Annotated in this window: 12 protein-coding genes; 3 read left to right on the top strand and 9 right to left on the bottom strand. The window is 71.9% G+C overall.

The window, feature by feature from the left end; all coding sequences use genetic code 11:
• Positions 1 to 83: 83 nt before the first annotated feature.
• The 8 genes from ABT170_RS03490 to ABT170_RS03455 all read right to left on the bottom strand — a co-directional run bounded on the left by ABT170_RS03490 (position 84) and on the right by ABT170_RS03455 (position 8,238).
• Positions 84 to 599 (bottom strand): ATP-binding protein, encoded by a 516-nt coding sequence (locus tag ABT170_RS03490; protein WP_329945947.1) that lies wholly within the window; start codon positions 597 to 599, stop codon positions 84 to 86.
• Positions 600 to 849: 250 nt separating this feature from the next.
• Entirely contained in the window at positions 850 to 1,617 is a 768-nt protein-coding gene (locus tag ABT170_RS03485; RefSeq protein ID WP_329945948.1) for an enoyl-CoA hydratase/isomerase family protein, read from the bottom strand.
• An 89-nt stretch (positions 1,618 to 1,706) separates the two neighbouring features.
• Positions 1,707 to 2,957: a L,D-transpeptidase gene (locus ABT170_RS03480; RefSeq protein WP_329945949.1), complete on the bottom strand. Its 1,251-nt coding sequence runs from the start codon at positions 2,955 to 2,957 to the stop codon at positions 1,707 to 1,709.
• Between the two features lie 243 nt (positions 2,958 to 3,200).
• Positions 3,201 to 4,427, bottom strand: coding sequence for a L,D-transpeptidase (locus tag ABT170_RS03475; RefSeq protein ID WP_329945950.1), 1,227 nt, complete (start codon positions 4,425 to 4,427; stop codon positions 3,201 to 3,203).
• An 81-nt stretch (positions 4,428 to 4,508) separates the two neighbouring features.
• Positions 4,509 to 5,159 carry a response regulator gene (locus ABT170_RS03470; protein WP_329945951.1) on the bottom strand — a complete coding sequence of 217 codons (651 nt, stop codon included), beginning with the start codon at positions 5,157 to 5,159 and terminating at the stop codon, positions 4,509 to 4,511.
• Positions 5,160 to 5,181: 22 nt separating this feature from the next.
• Positions 5,182 to 6,471, bottom strand: a complete 1,290-nt coding sequence (locus ABT170_RS03465) for a sensor histidine kinase (protein ID WP_329945952.1) — start codon at positions 6,469 to 6,471, stop codon at positions 5,182 to 5,184.
• A gap of 35 nt (positions 6,472 to 6,506) precedes the next feature.
• Positions 6,507 to 7,319: an ABC transporter permease gene (locus ABT170_RS03460; protein ID WP_351863737.1), complete on the bottom strand. Its 813-nt coding sequence runs from the start codon at positions 7,317 to 7,319 to the stop codon at positions 6,507 to 6,509.
• Position 7,320: 1 nt separating this feature from the next.
• Positions 7,321 to 8,238, bottom strand: a complete 918-nt coding sequence (locus ABT170_RS03455) for an ABC transporter ATP-binding protein (protein WP_351863735.1) — start codon at positions 8,236 to 8,238, stop codon at positions 7,321 to 7,323.
• A 180-nt stretch (positions 8,239 to 8,418) separates the two neighbouring features.
• Between ABT170_RS03455 and ABT170_RS03450 the strand changes: the two genes are divergently transcribed.
• From ABT170_RS03450 to ABT170_RS03440, 3 genes are all read left to right on the top strand, one after another.
• Positions 8,419 to 10,299 carry an ABC transporter ATP-binding protein gene (locus ABT170_RS03450; protein ID WP_351863732.1) on the top strand — a complete coding sequence of 627 codons (1,881 nt, stop codon included), beginning with the start codon at positions 8,419 to 8,421 and terminating at the stop codon, positions 10,297 to 10,299.
• Positions 10,296 to 12,236: an ABC transporter ATP-binding protein gene (locus tag ABT170_RS03445; RefSeq protein WP_351863729.1), complete on the top strand. Its 1,941-nt coding sequence runs from the start codon at positions 10,296 to 10,298 to the stop codon at positions 12,234 to 12,236. The genes ABT170_RS03450 and ABT170_RS03445 overlap by 4 nt, the downstream gene beginning before the upstream one ends.
• A 498-nt stretch (positions 12,237 to 12,734) precedes the next feature.
• Positions 12,735 to 14,768: a M4 family metallopeptidase gene (locus ABT170_RS03440; RefSeq protein WP_351863726.1), complete on the top strand. Its 2,034-nt coding sequence runs from the start codon at positions 12,735 to 12,737 to the stop codon at positions 14,766 to 14,768.
• A 279-nt stretch (positions 14,769 to 15,047) separates the two neighbouring features.
• Here ABT170_RS03440 and glgP read toward each other — a convergent pair whose 3' ends face one another.
• Positions 15,048 to 17,714 (bottom strand): alpha-glucan family phosphorylase, encoded by a 2,667-nt coding sequence (gene glgP, locus ABT170_RS03435; RefSeq protein ID WP_329945958.1) that lies wholly within the window; start codon positions 17,712 to 17,714, stop codon positions 15,048 to 15,050.
• Positions 17,715 to 18,211 lie beyond the last annotated feature (497 nt).

Below are 18,211 nucleotides of genomic sequence, written 5' to 3'. Positions count from 1 at the left end.
AGCTCACGGCCTCCCGCAGAAGCCCCCGCAGCGCCGCACCACGGCCGACCGGGGGCTTCTGCGCGTCGCACGTGTCACGCGCGTCAGCGGTCGGCGATCCGCATCTCGAACCAGGTGGTCTTGCCGCGCGGCAGCAGATCCACCCCCCAGCGGTCGGAGAGCTTGTCGACGAGGAACAGACCGCGCCCGCTGACGTCCATCTCGCGCACGGGCATCAGACACGGCAGCCCGCGCGAGGGGTCGCGCACCTCGATCCGGATCCAGCCCCGGCGGCGCAGCATCCGCAGCCCGAAGACTCGGGCGCCCGTGTGCCGCACCGCGTTGCCGACGAGCTCGGAGACGAGCAGCACGGCGAATTCGGCGGTCTGCGGGGAGAGCGCCCACTGCCGGAGCACCACACAGGAAGTCAGCCGCCGCGCGGTGGCGGCGGATTCCGGACGGGACGGGAGCCGGACCTCGCCTTCGGTCGGATTTCCGAACAACTCCAGTGCCTTGAACGCCTGTTCGTCCTCGATCGTCGACGTCAAGCGTGCCGCCGTCGCGCTGCTGCGCGGTCGCGGCTGTTCCACACCCTCCAGGCCCGCCATGTCCACCATCATGGCCGCACGATGCGCCTTCCGGGGCCGTTCCGGGGGAATCCGCCCCCCGGAACGGTCAATTCCAGGGGGGTGGTTCGGCATATGCCACCGGCAAGAAGTTCACTCCCCCAGCCCGGCTGACCTGCGAGGACGCCCCCTCGGCCGGGAATCGGCGCGCCGGAGCGCGCGCGGGCCTTAAGGCTGCCTTAAGGCCCGCATAATCCGCCCGCACGGATGAACCGCCGTCAAGGAAAGCCCAACTGACGTTCGGTCAGAGGAAGCGGGCCTTGCCCGGACCCTCTTCCACGAAACTGCGCATGCCGCGCTCGCGGTCCTCCGTGGCGAACAGACCCGCGAACCAGTTCCGCTCGATGGTGAGCCCGGTGTCGATGTCGGTCTCCAGCCCGCCGTCCACCGCCTCCTTGGCGGCGCGCAGGGCCAGCGCGGGCCCCTTCGCCAGCCGGGCGGCCCACGCGTGCGCCTGCTCGTACACCTCGGCGGCCGGCGCCACCCGGTCGACCAGGCCCATCGCCAGCGCCTCGTCGGCCTTCACCTGCCGGCCGGTGAAGATGAGGTCCTTGGCCTTGGACGGACCGACCAGCCGGGCCAGACGCTGAGTACCCCCGGCCCCCGGGATCAGCCCGAGCAGGATCTCGGGCTGGCCGAGCTTGGCGTTGTCGGCCGCGACCCGGAAGTCGGCGCAGAGCGCCAGTTCGCACCCGCCGCCGAGGGCGTAGCCGGTCACCGCGGCGACGACGGGCTTGGGGATGCGGGCGACGGCGGTGAAGGAGTCCTGGAGCGCCTTGGACCGCACGATCATCGCGGTGTGGTCCATCCGCTGCATCTCCTTGATGTCCGCACCCGCCGCGAACACCTTCTCACCGCCGTAGAGGATCACGGCGCGCACGTCGTCGCGCCGGGTCACCTCGTCCGCCAGCTCGCGCAGCCGGTCCTGGACGGCGATGTCCAGGGCGTTCATCGGCGGCCGGTCCAGCCGGATCGTGCCGACGTTGTCGCGTACTTCGAGGGTTACGGTCATGGGAAGCAGGTTAACCAACGCTAACGCGAAGGGGCCCGGTGCTGTTGGTCACAGCACCGGGCCCCTTCACCGCTCCGTCCGGGGCGGACCTACTTGGTCCACTCCGACCAGTCCATGTTCCAGCCGTTGAGGCCGTTGTCCGGGGCGATCGTCTTGTCCTTGGAGTTCTTCACGATCACCACGTCGCCGATGAGCGACTTGTTGTAGAACCAGGCGGCCGGGGTCTGGCCGTCGTAGCCGCCGCGCACATCGCGCAGACCGACACAGCCGTGGCTGGTGTTGGTCGTGCCGAAGATGCCCGAGCTGCCCCAGTAGTTTCCGTGGAGGAAGGTGCCGGAGGTGGACAGGCGCATCGCGTGCGGCACGTCCTTGATGTCGTACTCCCCGCCGAAGCCGACCGTGTCACCGTTCATCCGGGTCACCTTGAGCTTCTCGCTGATGACCATCTGCCCGTTGTACGTGGTCGTCGCCGGGGCTCCCGCGGAGATCGGGATGTCCTTGATCTGCGTGCCGTCCCGGACCACCTTCATCCGGTGGGTGCTCGCGTCGACCGTGGAGACCTGGCTGCGGCCGATGGTGAACTTCACCGTCCTGGACTGCTTGCCGTAGACACCCGGCCGCCCCTCGACGCCGTCGAGGTTGAGCTCCACGGTCACCTTGGTGCCCGCGGCCCAGTAGTTCTCCGGGCGGAAGTCGAGGCGGTCGTTGCCGAACCAGTGGCCGGCGATCTCGACGGCCGGCTCCGATGTCACCTTGATCGCGTTCTCCACGGCGTCCGGGTCCGTGATGCCCCGGGTGAAGTGGATCGACACCGGCATCCCGACGCCGACGGTCGAACCGTCCTCCGGGGTGTACTGCCCGATGAAGGTGTTCTGCGGGACCAGCGTGGTGAACGAGGTGTCCTTGGCCGACTCACGGCCCTTCTCGTCCTTGGCCACCGCGTGCACCGTGTACTTGGTGGCAGCGGCCAGATGCCGCTCCGGCGTCCAGCTGGCACCGTCGGCGGCGATCTTGCCCTCGACCGCGTTGCCCTTCGGGTCGGCCACCTTCACCGTGGTCAGCTTGCCCTGTTCGGCCGCGACCTTCAGCGCTCCGCTGGTCGCCACGGACTCGGCGCCGTCCTTCGGCGCGACGGTCACCACCGCCTGCGAGGCGCTGGTGTCCCCGGCGTTCCCGCCGCCACCCGCGCCGCCCTTGCCCCCCGCGGTGTCCCCGCCGCCGCATGCCGTCACCAGCAACAGCAGCGCACCCAGTACCAGAGCCAGGAGTCCCGGGCCCCCGCGCCCGCGCCGTCCCCTGCCCGCCCCGGCCGATGCCCCCGATATCGGCTGCCCGTTCAATGTGGTCGTCTCCCCTCGCACGGCCTGGCCCCGCCATGGCCCGCACCCCCGCGCGCTGTTCGTGCACGCATTGCGCAAGATAATCACACCGGGAGTGGGAGGTCTGTGCCTCGAATGTCACCGTTCAGTCCCAACCCGTCCGGGGACATGCGCAGGTGGTGCGGGGTGCCGGGTCCGGCGGGCGGGCCGGACCGGGACGCCGGCCCCGGACCGGGCCGGAGCCGACGCCGTACCGCCCGGGGATCAGCGCAGGGCCGAGCCCGCCTTCCACTGCTTCCAGCCGAGGTTCCAGCCGCCGAGGCCGTTGTCCGGAGCGACCTTCCTGTCGCGGGAGTTGATCACCTCGACCACATCCCCGATGAGCGTCCGGTCGAAGAACCAGCCCGCCGGGGTGTCGCCGCTGCCGCCCTTCACATCGCGCAGCCCCACACAGCCGTGACTGGTGTTGACCTCACCGAACGTGTCGTGCGACGCCCAGTAGTTGCCGTGCAGGAAGGTGCCCGACTCGGTGAGCCGGATGGCGTGCGGCACGTCCTTGATGTCGTACTCCCCGCCGAAGCCGACCGTGTCACCGTTCATCCGGGTCACCTCGTGCATCTCGGTGACCACCATCTTCCCGTTGTACGTGGTCGTCTTCTCGGCGCCCGCGGAGATCGGGACGGTGCTGATCAGCTCCCCGTCGCGGCGCACCTCCATGGTGTGCTCCTCCGCGTCCACCAGGGACACCTGGGACCGGCCCACCGTGAAGGCGACCTTCTTGTCCTGGCTGCCGTACACACCGGGGGCACCCTGCACATCGCGCAGCCCCACGTCCACGGCGACCTCGGTGCCGGGCTTCCAGTACCTGGCGGGCCGGAAGTCGAGGCGGTCCTTGCCGAACCAGTGGCCCACGACCTCCACCGCCGGCTCGGCGGTGATCCGGATGGCCTTCTCGACCGCGGCCCGGTTCGTGATCGGCCGGTTGAAGGAGAAGGAGACGATCATCCCGGTCCCGACGGTGGACCGGTTCTCCGGCTTGAAGTAGCCGATGAAACGGTGTTCCGGGATACCGGTGGTGAAGGTGGTGTGGCGGGCCGAGCGGCGGCCCTCGCCGTCCACGGCCACCGCGTCGACGCTGTACTTTGCGGCCGGCCGGACCCGGACCGCGCCGGGCCCGGGAGCCCAGGACAGCCCGTCCCGGGAGATCCGGCCCGCCACCTCCTCCCGCTGCGCGTCCTCGATCCGCCGCACCTGCACGCTCTCCAGGTGCCCGTCGGGGATGGTCACCTCGATCCGGGTGTCCGCCCCGACATTCCTGGCGCCGTCCGCGGGAGAGATCCGGATCGAATCGTCCGGCGTACGCGGCTTGCCGTTGAGGACGGCGGGTGTTCCGTCGGTGCAGCCGGTCAGTACGGCCAGCACGGTGAGTAGTCCTGCCCATGTCAGCACGGCGGCCGAACCCGCCCGTGCTCTCTTCGCTTCGTGGTTCACGCCTCCCCCAACGACCGGGGCAGGCCGGGGGAAACGTGGGCGCGCGGCCGGCGCAACGGCGTGACGGCGCGGGGCGGGCGGTCAGCCGAGGATGCCCCGGTCGTAACCCACGGCGACGGCCGCGGCCCGGTCCTTGGCACCGAGCTTGGCGAAGACATGGGTCAGATGGGTCTTCACGGTCGCCTCGCTGATGAACAGTTCGGCGGCGATCTCCCGGTTGGTGGTGCCCCGCGCCACCAGGGCCAGCACCTCGCGTTCCCGGGCGGAGAGGGAGTCGTCCACGGGTGCGGCGGGCGTACGGACCCGGGTCATCAGCCGGGAGGCGACGGCGGGCGACAGGACGCTGCGGCCGTCGGCGGCGGCCCGGACGGCGGCGAACAGCTCCTCGCGCGGGGCGTCCTTGAGCAGATAGCCGGTGGCACCCGCCTCGATCGCGGGCAGCGTGTCGGAGTCGGTGTCGTACGTCGTGAGGACGAGGACCCTGGAGCGGGTGCCGCGCCGGGTCAGCTCGGCGATGGCCGCGACCCCGCCGCCGCCCGGCATCCGCAGGTCCATCAGGACGACATCGGGGTCCAGGCGGACGGCCAGGGCGACCCCCTCGGGCCCGTCCGCGGCCTCCCCCAGGACCCGGAAGCCCGGGGCCGAGGCGAACATGCCGCGCAGACCGTCCCGTACGACGGGGTGGTCGTCGACGACGATGAGTGTGATGACGCGTGCGGATTCCTCAGTCATGGCAGGCCGAACGGTACGCGGATCACCCCTGGCGGACCAGGGGCAGCCGCGCGGAGACCGCCGTACCCCGGCCCGGTCCGGACTCCACGTCGACCGAACCGGCGACCCGTTCGGCGCGCGCCCGCATACCGCCGAGGCCGAATCCGCCGGTGCGGCCCGCCGGGGGCACGGCGTCCGGGTCGAAGCCGCGCCCGTCGTCCCGGACGTCCAGGGCGAGTTCGTCGTCCATGAAGGACAGGGTGACGCCCACCCGGCCCGCCCCGGCGTGCCGCCCGGCGTTGGCGAGGGCCTCGCCCGCGATGCGCACCAGGGTGGCGGCGATCTCGTCGTGGACCGGCTCGACGGTGCCGGTCACGGTGAAGTCGGCCCGCACCCGGTGCTGCCGGCCCCAGTCGGCCACCATCCCCTTCAGCGCGCCCACCAGATCGTCGTGGTCGAGGGCGACGGGGGCCAGATTGTGGACGGAGCGCCGGGCCTCGCCGAGGCTGTGCCGGGCGAGCCCGACGGCCCGGTCGAGGTGGACGCGGGCGGCTGCCGGGTCGCTCTCCCCGAGCGAGGTGACGACCTGGAGCTGGGCGATGATGCCGGTGAGTCCCTGGGCGAGGGTGTCGTGGATCTCGGCGGCGAGCCTGCGGCGTTCGTCGTCGACCCCGGCCTCGCGGGCCTGGACGAGGAGCTGGGCGTGCAGGGCCGCGTTCTCGCCCATGGCCGCCTCCAGCCGGAGGTTGGTGCGCTCCAGTTCGGCGATGGTCTCGGCCTGGATCCGGGCCTTCTCCGCCTCCTTGGCCCCGACGTTGCTGAAGAACTCGACCAGCGAGGCGTTGAGGACGAACAGCGCCCCGAAGGCGACCCAGTTCAGCAGGGAGCCGGGCGGCAGTCCCCCGCTCTCCGAACCGGCCATGGTGACCGCGGTGGCGAACAGCCCGACGCGGAGCAGGCGTTTGGGAAGCAGGGGTTCGACGTCGAAGTAGCCGAGGCCCGCGTAGATCGAGAAGAAGGGGTTGAGCCAGCTCAGCGCGAAGGCGAGGACGGTGCGCAGGGCGTAGTAGACCTGACCGGCCGGAGCGCCGGGTGCGGTGCGCGGGCGGACACGGCCCCACCAGAACTGGAGGGCGTACGCCGCCGCGACCAGCACCCCGGCCACGTACATCTCGGTACGGGTCATGATCAGGCCGGCCGCGACGGCCGCGACGAGGGTGGCCAGGGTGAGGATGGCGTAGGAGCCGTACCGGTAGAACTGCTCCCAGCGCTGGTCGGCCCGGTTCGGGCCGCCCGCTCCGGGCATGTTCGGGGTACGGAGCGCCTGCGTCATGCGCGCAGTCTCCCCCGGGCGCCCGGTCCCCGTCACTACTCCCACCGGAAGACGCGGCTCGCCGTGAATCCCAGCACCGCGGTCCACAGGGCGACGGTCCCGAGGTGGACCCAGCTGGGCCACTGACCGGAGACCGCCTGGTCCAGGGCCTGGGAGGCGGCGCCGAGCGGGGTGATCTCCACGATACGGCGCAGGGTGCCGGGCATCGTCTGGACCGGCAGCCACACCCCGGCGGTGAACATCATCACGAGGTAGGAGACCGACCCGATCGCGCCGGCCGCCTTCGTCGTACGCGACAGGGCGCTGATCGTGGCGCCGAGGGCCAGCACCCCGGCGACGGCGAGCAGCAGCGCCAGTGCGTATCCGGCGAGCTGTCCGGGCAGCCGGACGCCGTAGGCGAGGCGGCCGACGGCGAGGACCAGGACGGCCGAGCCGAGCGCGGCCGTTCCGTGCAGCACGATCTGGGCGGTGAGCAGGGCGGACGGCCGCACCGGCGTGGTCGACATCCGGCGCAGGATGCCGCGTTCGCGGTAGGTGGTGAGCACCGGGGGCATGGTCTGGATCCCGGCCATGATCATGGCGAGCAGGACGGAGACCGGGACGTACAGGTCGATGACGCGGCGTCCCCCCAGGTCGTCCTGCGCCTCCATGAAGGGCGGGACGAAGCCGAGGACCACCAGGAGGGCGGAGGGGAAGGCCAGGGTCCAGAAGAGGCCGCCCGGTTCGCGGAGGAACAGCCGGGTCTCGGCCCTCAGGACGGCGCGTGCCGATCCGCGGCGCCGGGCGGGGGTCCCGGTGCCGGCGGGAGCGGGGGCCGGGGTGTCCCGGGTGGTGGGCGCGGTGGTCATGTCAGGCGTCCTGTCCGGTGAGGTCGAGAAAGGCTTCGTCGAGGGTGGTTTCGGTGACCCGCAGCCGGCGGGCGGTGACGCCGAGCCCGGCCAGCAGCGAGAGGAGCGGGGTGACGGTGTCGTCGGTGGCGTGGAGGACGACGGTGCCGTCGCCGTCCGGGGGCGTCACGGACGCGACGCCCCGCAGTTCGGCGAGGTCCGCGAGCTCCGGGCCGGTGAGGGCGCGGGTGGGGACGAAGGAGACGACGGTGGAGCCGGTGGCCTGCCGGACGAGTCCTGACGGGGTGTCCAGGGCGACGACGCGGCCCCCGTCGATGACCGCGATCCGGTCGCAGAGGCGCTGGGCCTCCTCCATGAAGTGGGTGACGAGCAGGACGGTCACCCCGCTGTCGCGGATGTCCTCGATGAGTTTCCAGGTGTCTCGCCGGGCCCGTGGGTCCAGACCGGTGGTCAGCTCGTCGAGGACGACGACCCGGGGGTTGCCGATCAGGGCGAGCGCGATGAACAGCCGCTGCTTCTGGCCGCCGGAGAGCTTCCCGAAGCGGGTGGTGAGCCGGTCCTCCAGGCCGAGCCGCCCGACGAGCGGCCGCCAGTCGGCGGGGGCCGGGTAGAACGCGCTGTAGAGCTCCAGCGCTTCGCGCACGGTGATTCTGGCCTGGAGTTCGCTCTCCTGGAGCTGGGCACCGAGGAGCCCGGTCACCCGGTCGTGGTCGGCGACGGGGTCGAACCCGGCGACCCGGACCGTACCGGCGTCGGGGACGCGCAGCCCCTCCACACATTCGACGGTGGTGGTCTTGCCCGCGCCGTTGGGACCGAGGATCCCGAAGATCTCCCCCTCCTCGACACGGAAGCTCACCCCGTCGACCACGGGCCGCCCCCCGTAAGCCTTGTGCAGTCCGTTCACTTCGATGATCGCCATGACCACAAGGATTCCGGCGGGCGGGGTGCGGCGGTATCGGCCGGACCGCTCGAACCGGCATCAGCCGATCGGTTGATGCCGGGCTACGACCTCCGGGCGGCCGGCCAGGACCATCGCCGAGTGACGCCGGTCGGAAATCCACAGGACCGATGTCCGTGGGGAAACGTAGGGTCGGCCCTGATGCCCGAAAAACCTGCAGAGCACACGGAACGGTCCGCCGTGCGCTCCCTCCTGCGCCTGTGGCCCTATGTCCGCCCCGTCCGGTTCCGCCTGGTCAGCGCCGCTGTCGTGGCGATCCTCGCCTCCTGTCTGGGGCTGGCGATCCCTCTCGTGCTGAAGTGGATGGTGGACGGCCCGGTCGCGGACCGTGACCCGGGAGGTGTCTGGCTCGGCGCGCTGTACCTCCTGCTGCTGGGCATCCTGGAGGCGCTGCTGTTCGGGCTGCGCCGATGGCTGGTGGCCCGGCCGCTGGCCGGGGTGGAGGCATCGATGCGCGCCGCCCTCTACCGGCATCTGCAACGGCTGCCGGTGGCCTTCCACGACCGGTGGCCCTCGGGGCAGTTGCTGTCGCGCGGGACCACGGATCTGATGCTGCTCCGGCTCTTCCTGGCGTTCCCGTTGACGTTCCTGCTGGTCAACGCCACCACGATCGTGGTCGGTTTCCTCATTCTGTTCGCCCAGGACTGGTCGCTCGGTCTGGTGCTGCTGGCACCGGCGGTCCCGCTGATGATCCTGTGCTCGCTCTTCGAGACGAAGTACGCGGTGGTCGCGCGCCGGGCCCAGGACCAGGTCGGGGACCTCACGACGGTCGTCGAGGAGAGCGTCCTGGGCATCCGCATCATCAAGGGCTTCGGCCGGCACCGCAGCCAGGCGCTGGCCTTCCGGGAGCTCTCGCGGCGGCTGCGCACCACGGAGCTGGGCAAGGCCAGGCTGCTCGCCGGTATCTGGGCCCTCATCACCGCCATCCCCGAGCTGGCGATCGGTGCCGCGCTGGTGCTCGGTACGGTCCAGGTGGCCGACGGGGACCTGTCGGCGGGCACGCTCGTCGCGTTCCTGTCGACGGCTCTCGCGCTGCGCTGGCCGGTGGAGTCGATCGGCTTCCTGCTGGCGATCAGTCAGGAGTCGGCGACCGCGACCGAGCGGTACTTCGAGGTCATGGACGTGGCGGAGGAGCTCGGCACGGAAGCGGCGGCCGAGGACGGACCGGGGACCGGCGCCGCGCCCGCGCACGCCCTCGTCCCCTCCCCTCCCCCCTCGACCGCCCGATCCGATGCCGGCGACCGTGACCGCGACCGTGACCGGGGCGGACTGGCCTTCGAGGGTGTCGAGTTCCGCTACCCCGACGCCGCCCCCGGCTCCGTACCCGTGCTGGCGCGGATCGATCTGCACATCCGGCCCGGCGAGACGATGGCTCTGGTGGGAGCCACCGGATCCGGCAAGACCACGCTCACCGCGCTGGTCCCGCGGCTGCACGAGCTGACCGCCGGGCGGATCACCCTGGACGGCGAGGACATCGCCGCGATGGAGCGGCCCCGGCTGCGCGAACTGGTGTCGGTGGCGTTCGAGGAGCCCACGCTCTTCTCCGCGACCGTCGGCGAGAACGTGCTGATGGGCGCCGAGGGGGCCGGCGAGGAGGAGCTGCGGCGGGCGCTCGCGGTCGCGCAGGCGGACTTCGTGTACGACCTGCCGCACGGCCTCGACACCCAGGTCGGCGAGCAGGGGCTCAGCCTCTCCGGCGGCCAGCGGCAACGGCTCGCGCTGGCCCGCGCGGTGGTCGGGAAGCCCCGTTTCCTGGTGCTCGACGACCCGCTCTCGGCCCTGGACGTGCACACGGAGACGCTGGTGGAGGCGGCGCTGCGGCGCGTGCTGGAGCACACGACCGCCGTGGTGGTCGCCCACCGGCCGTCCACCGTGATGCTCGCGGACCGGGTGGCTCTGCTCTCCGACGGCCGGATCAGCGCGGTCGGCACCCATCAGGAACTGCTGCGTGGCAACGCCGAGTACGCCTGGCTGATGTCGGGCGCCGAGCTCACCGCCTCGAAGGAGGGCAGTACGCGATGACGACCACCACCGACGACGCCGCACCCGCGGACGACGACCTGGCGCGCGGTGCCGCGCCGCGCCCCGGGGCCGCCGAGGACACCGGGGGTTCCGGAGGCTCCGAGAAGCCCGGGAAGCCCGGGGAGCCCGGAGAGCCCGGGGAGCCCGGGGACTCGTTCGACCGGGACGCCCTGCCCGCACCGCGCGGGGCGACCAGGGCGCTGCTGGCCTCACTGCTCGCGCCGATGCGCGGGCGGGTCGCCGTCGCCGCCCTCTTCCTGCTCCTCCAGCAGGCCGCCGTGCAGGCGGGCCCGCTGCTGGTGGCGTACGCCATCGACCGCGGCGTGCCGGCCTTCCGGGACCACGACTACGGGCCGCTGATCGCGGTGGCCGTCGGCTACGCGCTCTGTTCCATCGGCGCGGGAGTCCTCCAGTACGCGTTCATCAGGGCCGCCGCGCGGATCAACCAGGACGTCCTTCTCGATCTGCGCGGGCGGATCTTCCGTCACGCCCAGGCCCTCAGCGTGGACTTCCACGAGCGCTACACCTCGGGCCGGCTGATCTCGCGGTCCACCACGGATGTGGAGTCGCTGCGCGAACTGCTGGGCGAGGGGCTTCAGGAACTGATCGGCGTGGTCCTGTCGTTCGTCTCCATCTCGGTGATGCTGCTCTGGCTGGACCTGGGCATCGGAGCGATCGCGGTGTTCTCCTTCGTACCGCTGTACCTGCTGGTGCAGCTGTACCGGCGACGGGCGGGCCGGGTCTTCGCGGCACGGTCCACGGCGATCGCCGCGGTCATCGTGAAGTTCGCGGAGACGATGAACGGCATCCGCCCGGTCCAGGCCTTCCGCCGGGAGCGCACCAACGACGCGGCGTTCGACACGCTCAACCACCGCCATGAGCGGACCAACGGGGACGCGCTGCTGGAGATGGCCCGCTATGTCATCGGCTCCCGGCTGGTCGCGAACACGGCGGTGGCGGGGATGGTGCTGTGGGGCGCCTACCGGGTGGCCTCCGGCACGCTGGCACTGGGGGTGCTGGCCGCGGCGGTGCTGTATCTGCGACGGCTGTACGACCCGATCGACCGGCTCGGCATGTTCCTCAACTCCTACCAGTCGGCCGCCGCGTCGCTGGACAAGATCGCCGGGCTGCTGGCGCAGACGCCCACCGTTCCGGAGACGGCCGATCCGAAGGAGCTGCCCGCCCGCTCCGGCGAACACCCGGGCCGCGAGGTCACGTTCGACGGGGTGAGCTTCGCCTACCGCACGGGCGGCGAGGTTCTGCCCCACTTCGGCCTGAGCATCCCGGCCGGGCAGACCGTGGCCGTGGTCGGCTCGACGGGCGCCGGGAAGTCGACGCTCGCCAAGCTGCTGGCCCGGTTCTACGATCCGACCGGCGGCCGGGTCCTGCTGGACGGCGTCGACCTGCGCGACCTCGACACCGCCGGGCTGCGCAAGGGGGTGGTGATGGTGACCCAGGAGGCGTTCCTGTTCTCCGGCACGGTCGCCGAGAACATCGCGATCGGCCGCCCGGACGCGACGCCCGAGGACATCGAGCGGGCGGCCAGGGCCATCGGGGCGCACGAGTTCATCGCCGGTCTCCCCGAGGGCTACGACACGGACGTACGCAAGCGGGGCGGCCGGATCTCCGCCGGTCAGCGCCAGTTGGTCGCGTTCGCGCGGGCCCTGCTGGCCGACCCGGCGGTACTGATCCTCGACGAGGCGACCAGTTCGCTGGACATCCCCGGTGAGCGGGCGGTGCAGCGGGCCATGGACACAGTGCTGCACGGCCGTACGGCGGTGGTGATCGCGCACCGGCTGTCGACCGTGGAGATCGCGGACCGGGTGCTGGTGATGGAGCACGGCCGCATCGTGGAGGACGGCGCCCCGGCCGAACTGATCGGCGGAACGGGCCGGTTCGCCGGTCTGCACCGCGCGTGGCAGGACAGTCTGGCCTGACGGCCCCACTCCTCGGGGCCCTCGTCCCGGTCACCCGGGCGTGACGAAGCCGGTGCCGCGCGTTCGGTGGCACCGGCTTCGCCATGCCCGGGTGACGGCCCGCCCGGGACCGCTCCCGCGCCGACGCACGGCGCACGGGTGGCGCGCGAGCGGCACGCGAGCGGTGGCCGGAACGCGCCAGAGCGGCGCTCGATCTCAACAAGTGGTCAGACGCCGCTTCCCTGTTCGTTGTTCGAACACAACGCCTGGCGGCCAATCCTGTGCGCACGCTGTGCGTACGGGCTCCCAGGGCCCTCGGGTGACATTGCGGTGATGATCGATGAAACGTCCGCTTAACGAACATGACCTTTCCGGCAACGAACGAATTCCGGCCAACTTGTTGACGCGGTCCTGACACGAGTACGCATCTGCTGACACTCTTCCCCCGTTCTGCGCACCGCCTGCACTGTCCGGACGGCCACCAGCGCCGCCGGTACCCCCCTCGCAGAAGGAGTCCGCGTGAGATCCACGCCCAGCCGTCGTGCCACCGCGACCGGCGCTCTGATAGCCGCAGCAGCCCTCCTCGCTGTCGGTGTCCAGTCCACCACCGCGACCGCCACCCCCGGCAGCGCCCCCGCCGCCGTCCCGGCGGCGGCCTCCAAGGCCGACCCCGGTTCGCTCCCCGCGAAGCTCTCGCCCGCCCAGCGCGCCAAGCTGATCAGCGAGGCCAACTCCACCAGGGCGGCCACCGCCAAGGAGCTCGGGCTCGGGTCCCAGGAGAAGCTCGTCGTCCGCGATGTCGTGCAGGACCAGGACGGCACCACGCACACCCGCTACGAGCGCACCCTCGCCGGACTTCCCGTCCTCGGCGGCGACCTGGTCGTCCAGCAGACCAAGGCCGGCAAGACCGAGGGCGTCACCAAGGCGTCGCGGGCGACCACCGCCCAGCTGAAGGCCGTCGGCCTCTCGGCCGACGTGGCCCCGGCCATCGCCGAGAAGCAGGCACTCGGCGCGGCGAAGGCCGAGGGCTCGAAGCAGACCGAGGCGAGCGAGGCCCCGCGCAAGGTCGTCTGGCTGGCCGGCGGCACCCCGCAGCTGGCGTACGAGACCGTCGTCGGCGGTCTCCAGCACGACGGCACCCCCAACGAGCTGCACGTCGTGACCGACGCCTCCACCGGCGCCAAGCTGTACGAGTGGCAGGGCGTCGAGAACGGCACCGGCAACACCCAGTACAGCGGTCAGGTCACGCTGGGCACCGCGCCGTCGTACACCCTGACGGACACCACCCGCGGCAACCACAAGACCTACAACCTGAACCACGGCTCCTCCGGCACCGGGACGCTGTTCTCCGGCTCCGACGACATCTGGGGCGACGGCACCCCGCAGAACGTCGAGACCGCCGGGGCCGACGCCCACTACGGCGCCGCCGAGACCTGGGACTACTACAAGAACGTGCACGGCCGCACCGGTATCCGCGGTGACGGTGTCGGCGCGTACTCCCGCGTCCACTACGGCAACAACTACGTCAACGCGTTCTGGCAGGACAGCTGCTTCTGCATGACGTACGGGGACGGCAGCGGCAACGCCGCACCGCTGACCTCGCTCGACGTGGCCGCCCACGAGATGACGCACGGCGTCACCGCCGCCACGGCCAACCTGGTCTACAGCGGTGAGTCCGGCGGCCTGAACGAGGCCACCTCCGACATCTTCGCCGCGGGCGTGGAGTTCTACTCCAACACCGCCCAGGACCCGGGCGACTACCTCGTCGGCGAGAAGATCGACATCAACGGCGACGGCACCCCGCTGCGCTACATGGACAAGCCGAGCAAGGACGGCGCGTCCAAGGACGCCTGGTACTCCGGTATCGGCAACGTCGACGTCCACTACTCCTCGGGCCCGGCGAACCACTGGTTCTACCTGCTCTCCGAGGGCAGCGGCGCCAAGACGGTCAACGGGGTCAACTACAACTCCCCGACCTCCGACGGTCTGCCGGTGACCGGCATCGGCCGGGACAAGGCCCTGCAGATCTGGTTCAAGGCGCTCACCACCAAGTTCACCTCCACGACGAACTACGCCGCCGCCCGCACCGGCACGCTGGCCGTGGCCAGTGAGCTGTACGGCGCCACCAGCCCGGAGTACGCGGCCGTGGCCCACGCCTGGGCCGGCATCAACGTCGGCGCGCGTCCCGGCGGTACCGACCCGGGCGGTGTGGTCTTCGAGAACACCACCGCGGTCGCCATCCCGGACAACGGCGCAGCCGTCACCAGCTCGGTCAACGTCACCGGCCGTACGGGCAACGCCCCGAGCGCCCTCAAGGTCGGCGTGGACATCAGCCACACCTGGCGCGGTGACCTGGTCGTCGACCTGGTCGCCCCGGACGGAACCGCGTACCGCCTGAAGAACTCCTCCTCCGGCGACTCCGCGGACAACGTGGTGGAGACCTTCACGGTCAACGCCTCGTCCGAGGTGGCCAACGGCACCTGGAAGCTCAAGGTCCAGGACATCGCCTCGCAGGACACCGGACGCATCAACAGCTTCAAGCTGACCTTCTAGTCGCGGGCGGAGGCCGGACGCCTCCGACCGCACGCACCACGCACAGGAACGGCCCGGGAGGATTCCGTCCTCCCGGGCCGTTCCGGCGTTCGCGTCGGGCCTCCCCCGGACCAGGCCGGGTTGTCCGCGTGCGTCAGGGTCTCCCGGGCCACGAAGAGACTGCCGGAAGCGGCGGGCCGCTGCTGCTCGGTGAGCCGCTGGGTGTCCGTCATGCCGTAACCCATCTACGCCGGCACCGGGCGCGCCGGGTACCGCCGGGCACCCCGCCGGGGCGGCCCCTCAGCGCATCGGCGCTCCCTCGCCCTCCCCCGTCGCGTCCGTCGGCAGCGCGACGAGACCCAGTTCGGCGCCGGAGGCCAGCAGCGGGTGGGCCGGCAGCACGCGCACGGTGTAGCCGTACGGTCCCGTGCGGTCCAGGGCCAGCGGCCCCTCGTACAGCAGCCGGCCCTCCAGGTCATGGCCGCCCGCCGGTTTCAGCGGGAAGACCTGGGCGTCCGCGATGGCGTCCCCGGAATCGACCCGCCCGGCGACCGCCTGCACCTCCACGTCGTCCGGGTCGAGACCGCCGAGCGCGATGCGGACCCGGAGCGCCAGGGTGGACCCCAGCTCCGCCGAACCGCCCGCGGCGGTGCCGGTCACGGCCTCCACATGGTCGACGGACACCTTCGGCCAGGCAGCCCGGACGCGGGCCTTCCAGTCCGCGAGCCCCTGGGCCGTTTCCGGCCCCAGAGCCCGCCGGGCCCGTGCGGCGGGGGCGTACAGCCGCTCCACATACTCACGCACCATGCGCCCCGCGAGCACCTTGGGGCCCAGCGTGACCAGGGTGCGGCGGACCATCTCGACCCAGCGCTCGGGCAGTCCCCCGCCGTCGCGGTCGTAGAAGCGGGGCGCGACCCGGTTCTCGATCAGTTCGTACAGGGCGTTGGCCTCCAGCTCGTCGCGCCGGTCCTCGTCGACGGCCGAACCGTCGGCGGTCGGGATCGCCCAGCCGAAGTCCGGCTCGAACCACTCGTCCCACCAGCCGTCGCGCACCGAGAGATTGAGACAGCCGTTCAGCGCCGCCTTCATCCCGCTGGTGCCGCACGCCTCCAGCGGGCGCAGCGGGTTGTTGAGCCAGACGTCACAGCCCGGGTAGAGCTTCTGCGCCATCGCCATGCCGTAGTCCGGCAGGAAGACGATGCGGTGGCGCACCTGCGGGTCGTCCGCGAACCGCACCAGCTCCTGGACCAGCCGCTTCCCGCCGTCGTCGGCCGGGTGCGCCTTGCCCGCGACGACGATCTGGATCGGCCGGCCCGGGTGCAGGAGCAGGGCCCGCAGCCGGTCGCGGTCGCGCAGCATCAGCGTGAGCCGTTTGTAGGAGGGGACGCGGCGCGCGAAGCCGATGGTGAGGACGTCCGGGTCGAGGACCCCGTCGATCCAGCCGAGTTCGGCCGTGCCGGCGCCGCGCCTGCGCCAGGAGGCGTAGAGCCGCTTGCGCACCTCGGTCACCAGCTGTTCGCGCAGCGTCCGGCGCAGGTCCCAGATCTCCCGGTCGGGTACGGCCGTCAGGGCGTTCCACCGCCGGGGCGTACCGGAGCGGCGCCCACCGGTCACCTCGCCGCCGGTCAGGGCGTCCTGCGCCCGGTCGGTGCCGAAGTGCCGGGCGCCGAGCCGGAGGACTTCCGGGGCGACCCAGGTCGGGGCGTGGACCCCGTTGGTCACCGAGGTGATCGGCACCTCCGCGGGGTCGAAGCCGGGCCAGAGGCCGGAGAACATCTCGCGGCTGACGGCCCCGTGCAGGGTGGAGACCCCGTTGGCGCGCTGGGCGAGCCGCAGCCCCATGACCGCCATGTTGAACAGGTCCGGCCCGCCGTCGGCGGGTTGGGTCTCCTGGCCGAGCCGGAGGATCCGCTCGACGCCGACGCCCGGCAGTTCGCCGCCCTCGCCGAAGTGGCGGGCGATCAGCTGGCGGTCGAACCGGTCCATCCCGGCGGGGACCGGGGTGTGCGTGGTGAAGACGGTGCCGGCCCGGACCACTTCCAGCGCCGCGTCGAAGCCGAGGCCGTCCCCGGAGAGCTCCCGGATCCGTTCCAGGCCGAGGAATCCGGCGTGCCCCTCATTGGTGTGGAACACCTCGGGGTCCGGCATCCCGGTGAGCCGGCAGTAGGTGCGCACGGCCCGCACTCCGCCGATGCCGAGCAGCATCTCCTGGAGCAGCCGGTGATCGCTGCCACCGCCGTACAGCCGGTCGGTGACATCGCGCTCGCCCGGCGCGTTCTCCTCGACGTCGGAGTCGAGCAGCAGCAGGGGCACGCGGCCGACCCGGGCCTGCCAGACGCAGGCGTGCAGACAGCGCCCGCCGGGCAGGGCGAGCACCACCCGGGCGGGGGTGCCGTCGGCCTCCCTGAGCAGGGCGAGCGGGAGTTCGTTGGGGTCCAGGACGGGATAGTGCTCCTGCTGCCAGCCGTCGCGGGAGAGGGTCTGGCGGAAGTAGCCGTGCCGGTAGAGCAGGCCGACCCCGATGAGCGGTACACCGAGGTCGCTGGCGGCCTTGAGATGGTCGCCCGCCAGGATGCCGAGTCCGCCGGAGTACTGCGGAAGTGCGGCCGTCACCCCGAACTCGGGGGAGAAGTAGGCGATGGCGGCGGGCAGTTCAGCGCCCTCGGCCAATCGGTTCTGGTACCACCGGGGGTCCTCCAGATACTGCCGGAGGTTCTCGGACGCCCCGGCGAGCCGGGTCAGGAACTCCTCGTCCCGGGCCAGCTCGGCGAGCCGCCCCGCCGACAGGGAGCCGAGCAGGCGTACGGGGTCGGCGTCCGCGGGCCGCCAGCCTTCGGGGTCGGCGGACCGGAAGAGCTCACGGGTCTCGTTGTGCCAGGACCAGCGCAGATTGCGGGCGAGGTCATGGAGGGGTCGCAGGGATTCGGGGAGGACGGGACGCACGGTGAATCGACGAATGGCCTTCACGTATTCCACCTTTACAGGGGACGTACGGATCCGAGGGGACGCACCACGGTGGGCGCCGCTCCGTCACCCTCGACGACCGGCCCCGGGGCGTGCGCCGAAAGCGGCACCGTGCGCCATGGGGGCGGGGCTCACGGCGTCCGGCGGCTTCCCGCCCCGCACCTCCCCCGCATCTCTCGCGTCACCTCTCCCGGATGCCCCGCTGTCACCGCGGGCATCGTTGCGCCCCACCGTTCACCTGGGGGTTTGGCCGGTTTCTCCCCCGTGCACGGGCTTGTGGACCCTCGCACCACAGGGAAGGCTGCCGGGTGGCGCCGCAGAACGGGTATCCGGAAACCCGTGGAGGCGCCCCGGCCCCGTACGCCCACCGGGGCGCGCGCCGAGCGGCTGCGGCCGAGTCATCGACACGGGCGCCGGATGGCCCACCCCGAGGCCTCGGGGAAGGCTTTCCCGGCACGCGGCCCGCCCAGGCCCCCACGCGTTCTTCGCGCACGCCATCC

It is taken from the genome of Streptomyces sp. NPDC001787 (genome assembly GCF_040297465.1).
In the GTDB taxonomy this organism is placed as follows: domain Bacteria; phylum Actinomycetota; class Actinomycetes; order Streptomycetales; family Streptomycetaceae; genus Streptomyces.
Note: the sequence above shows the minus strand (reverse complement) of the source record. Positions and strands in the feature narration are given on the sequence as shown.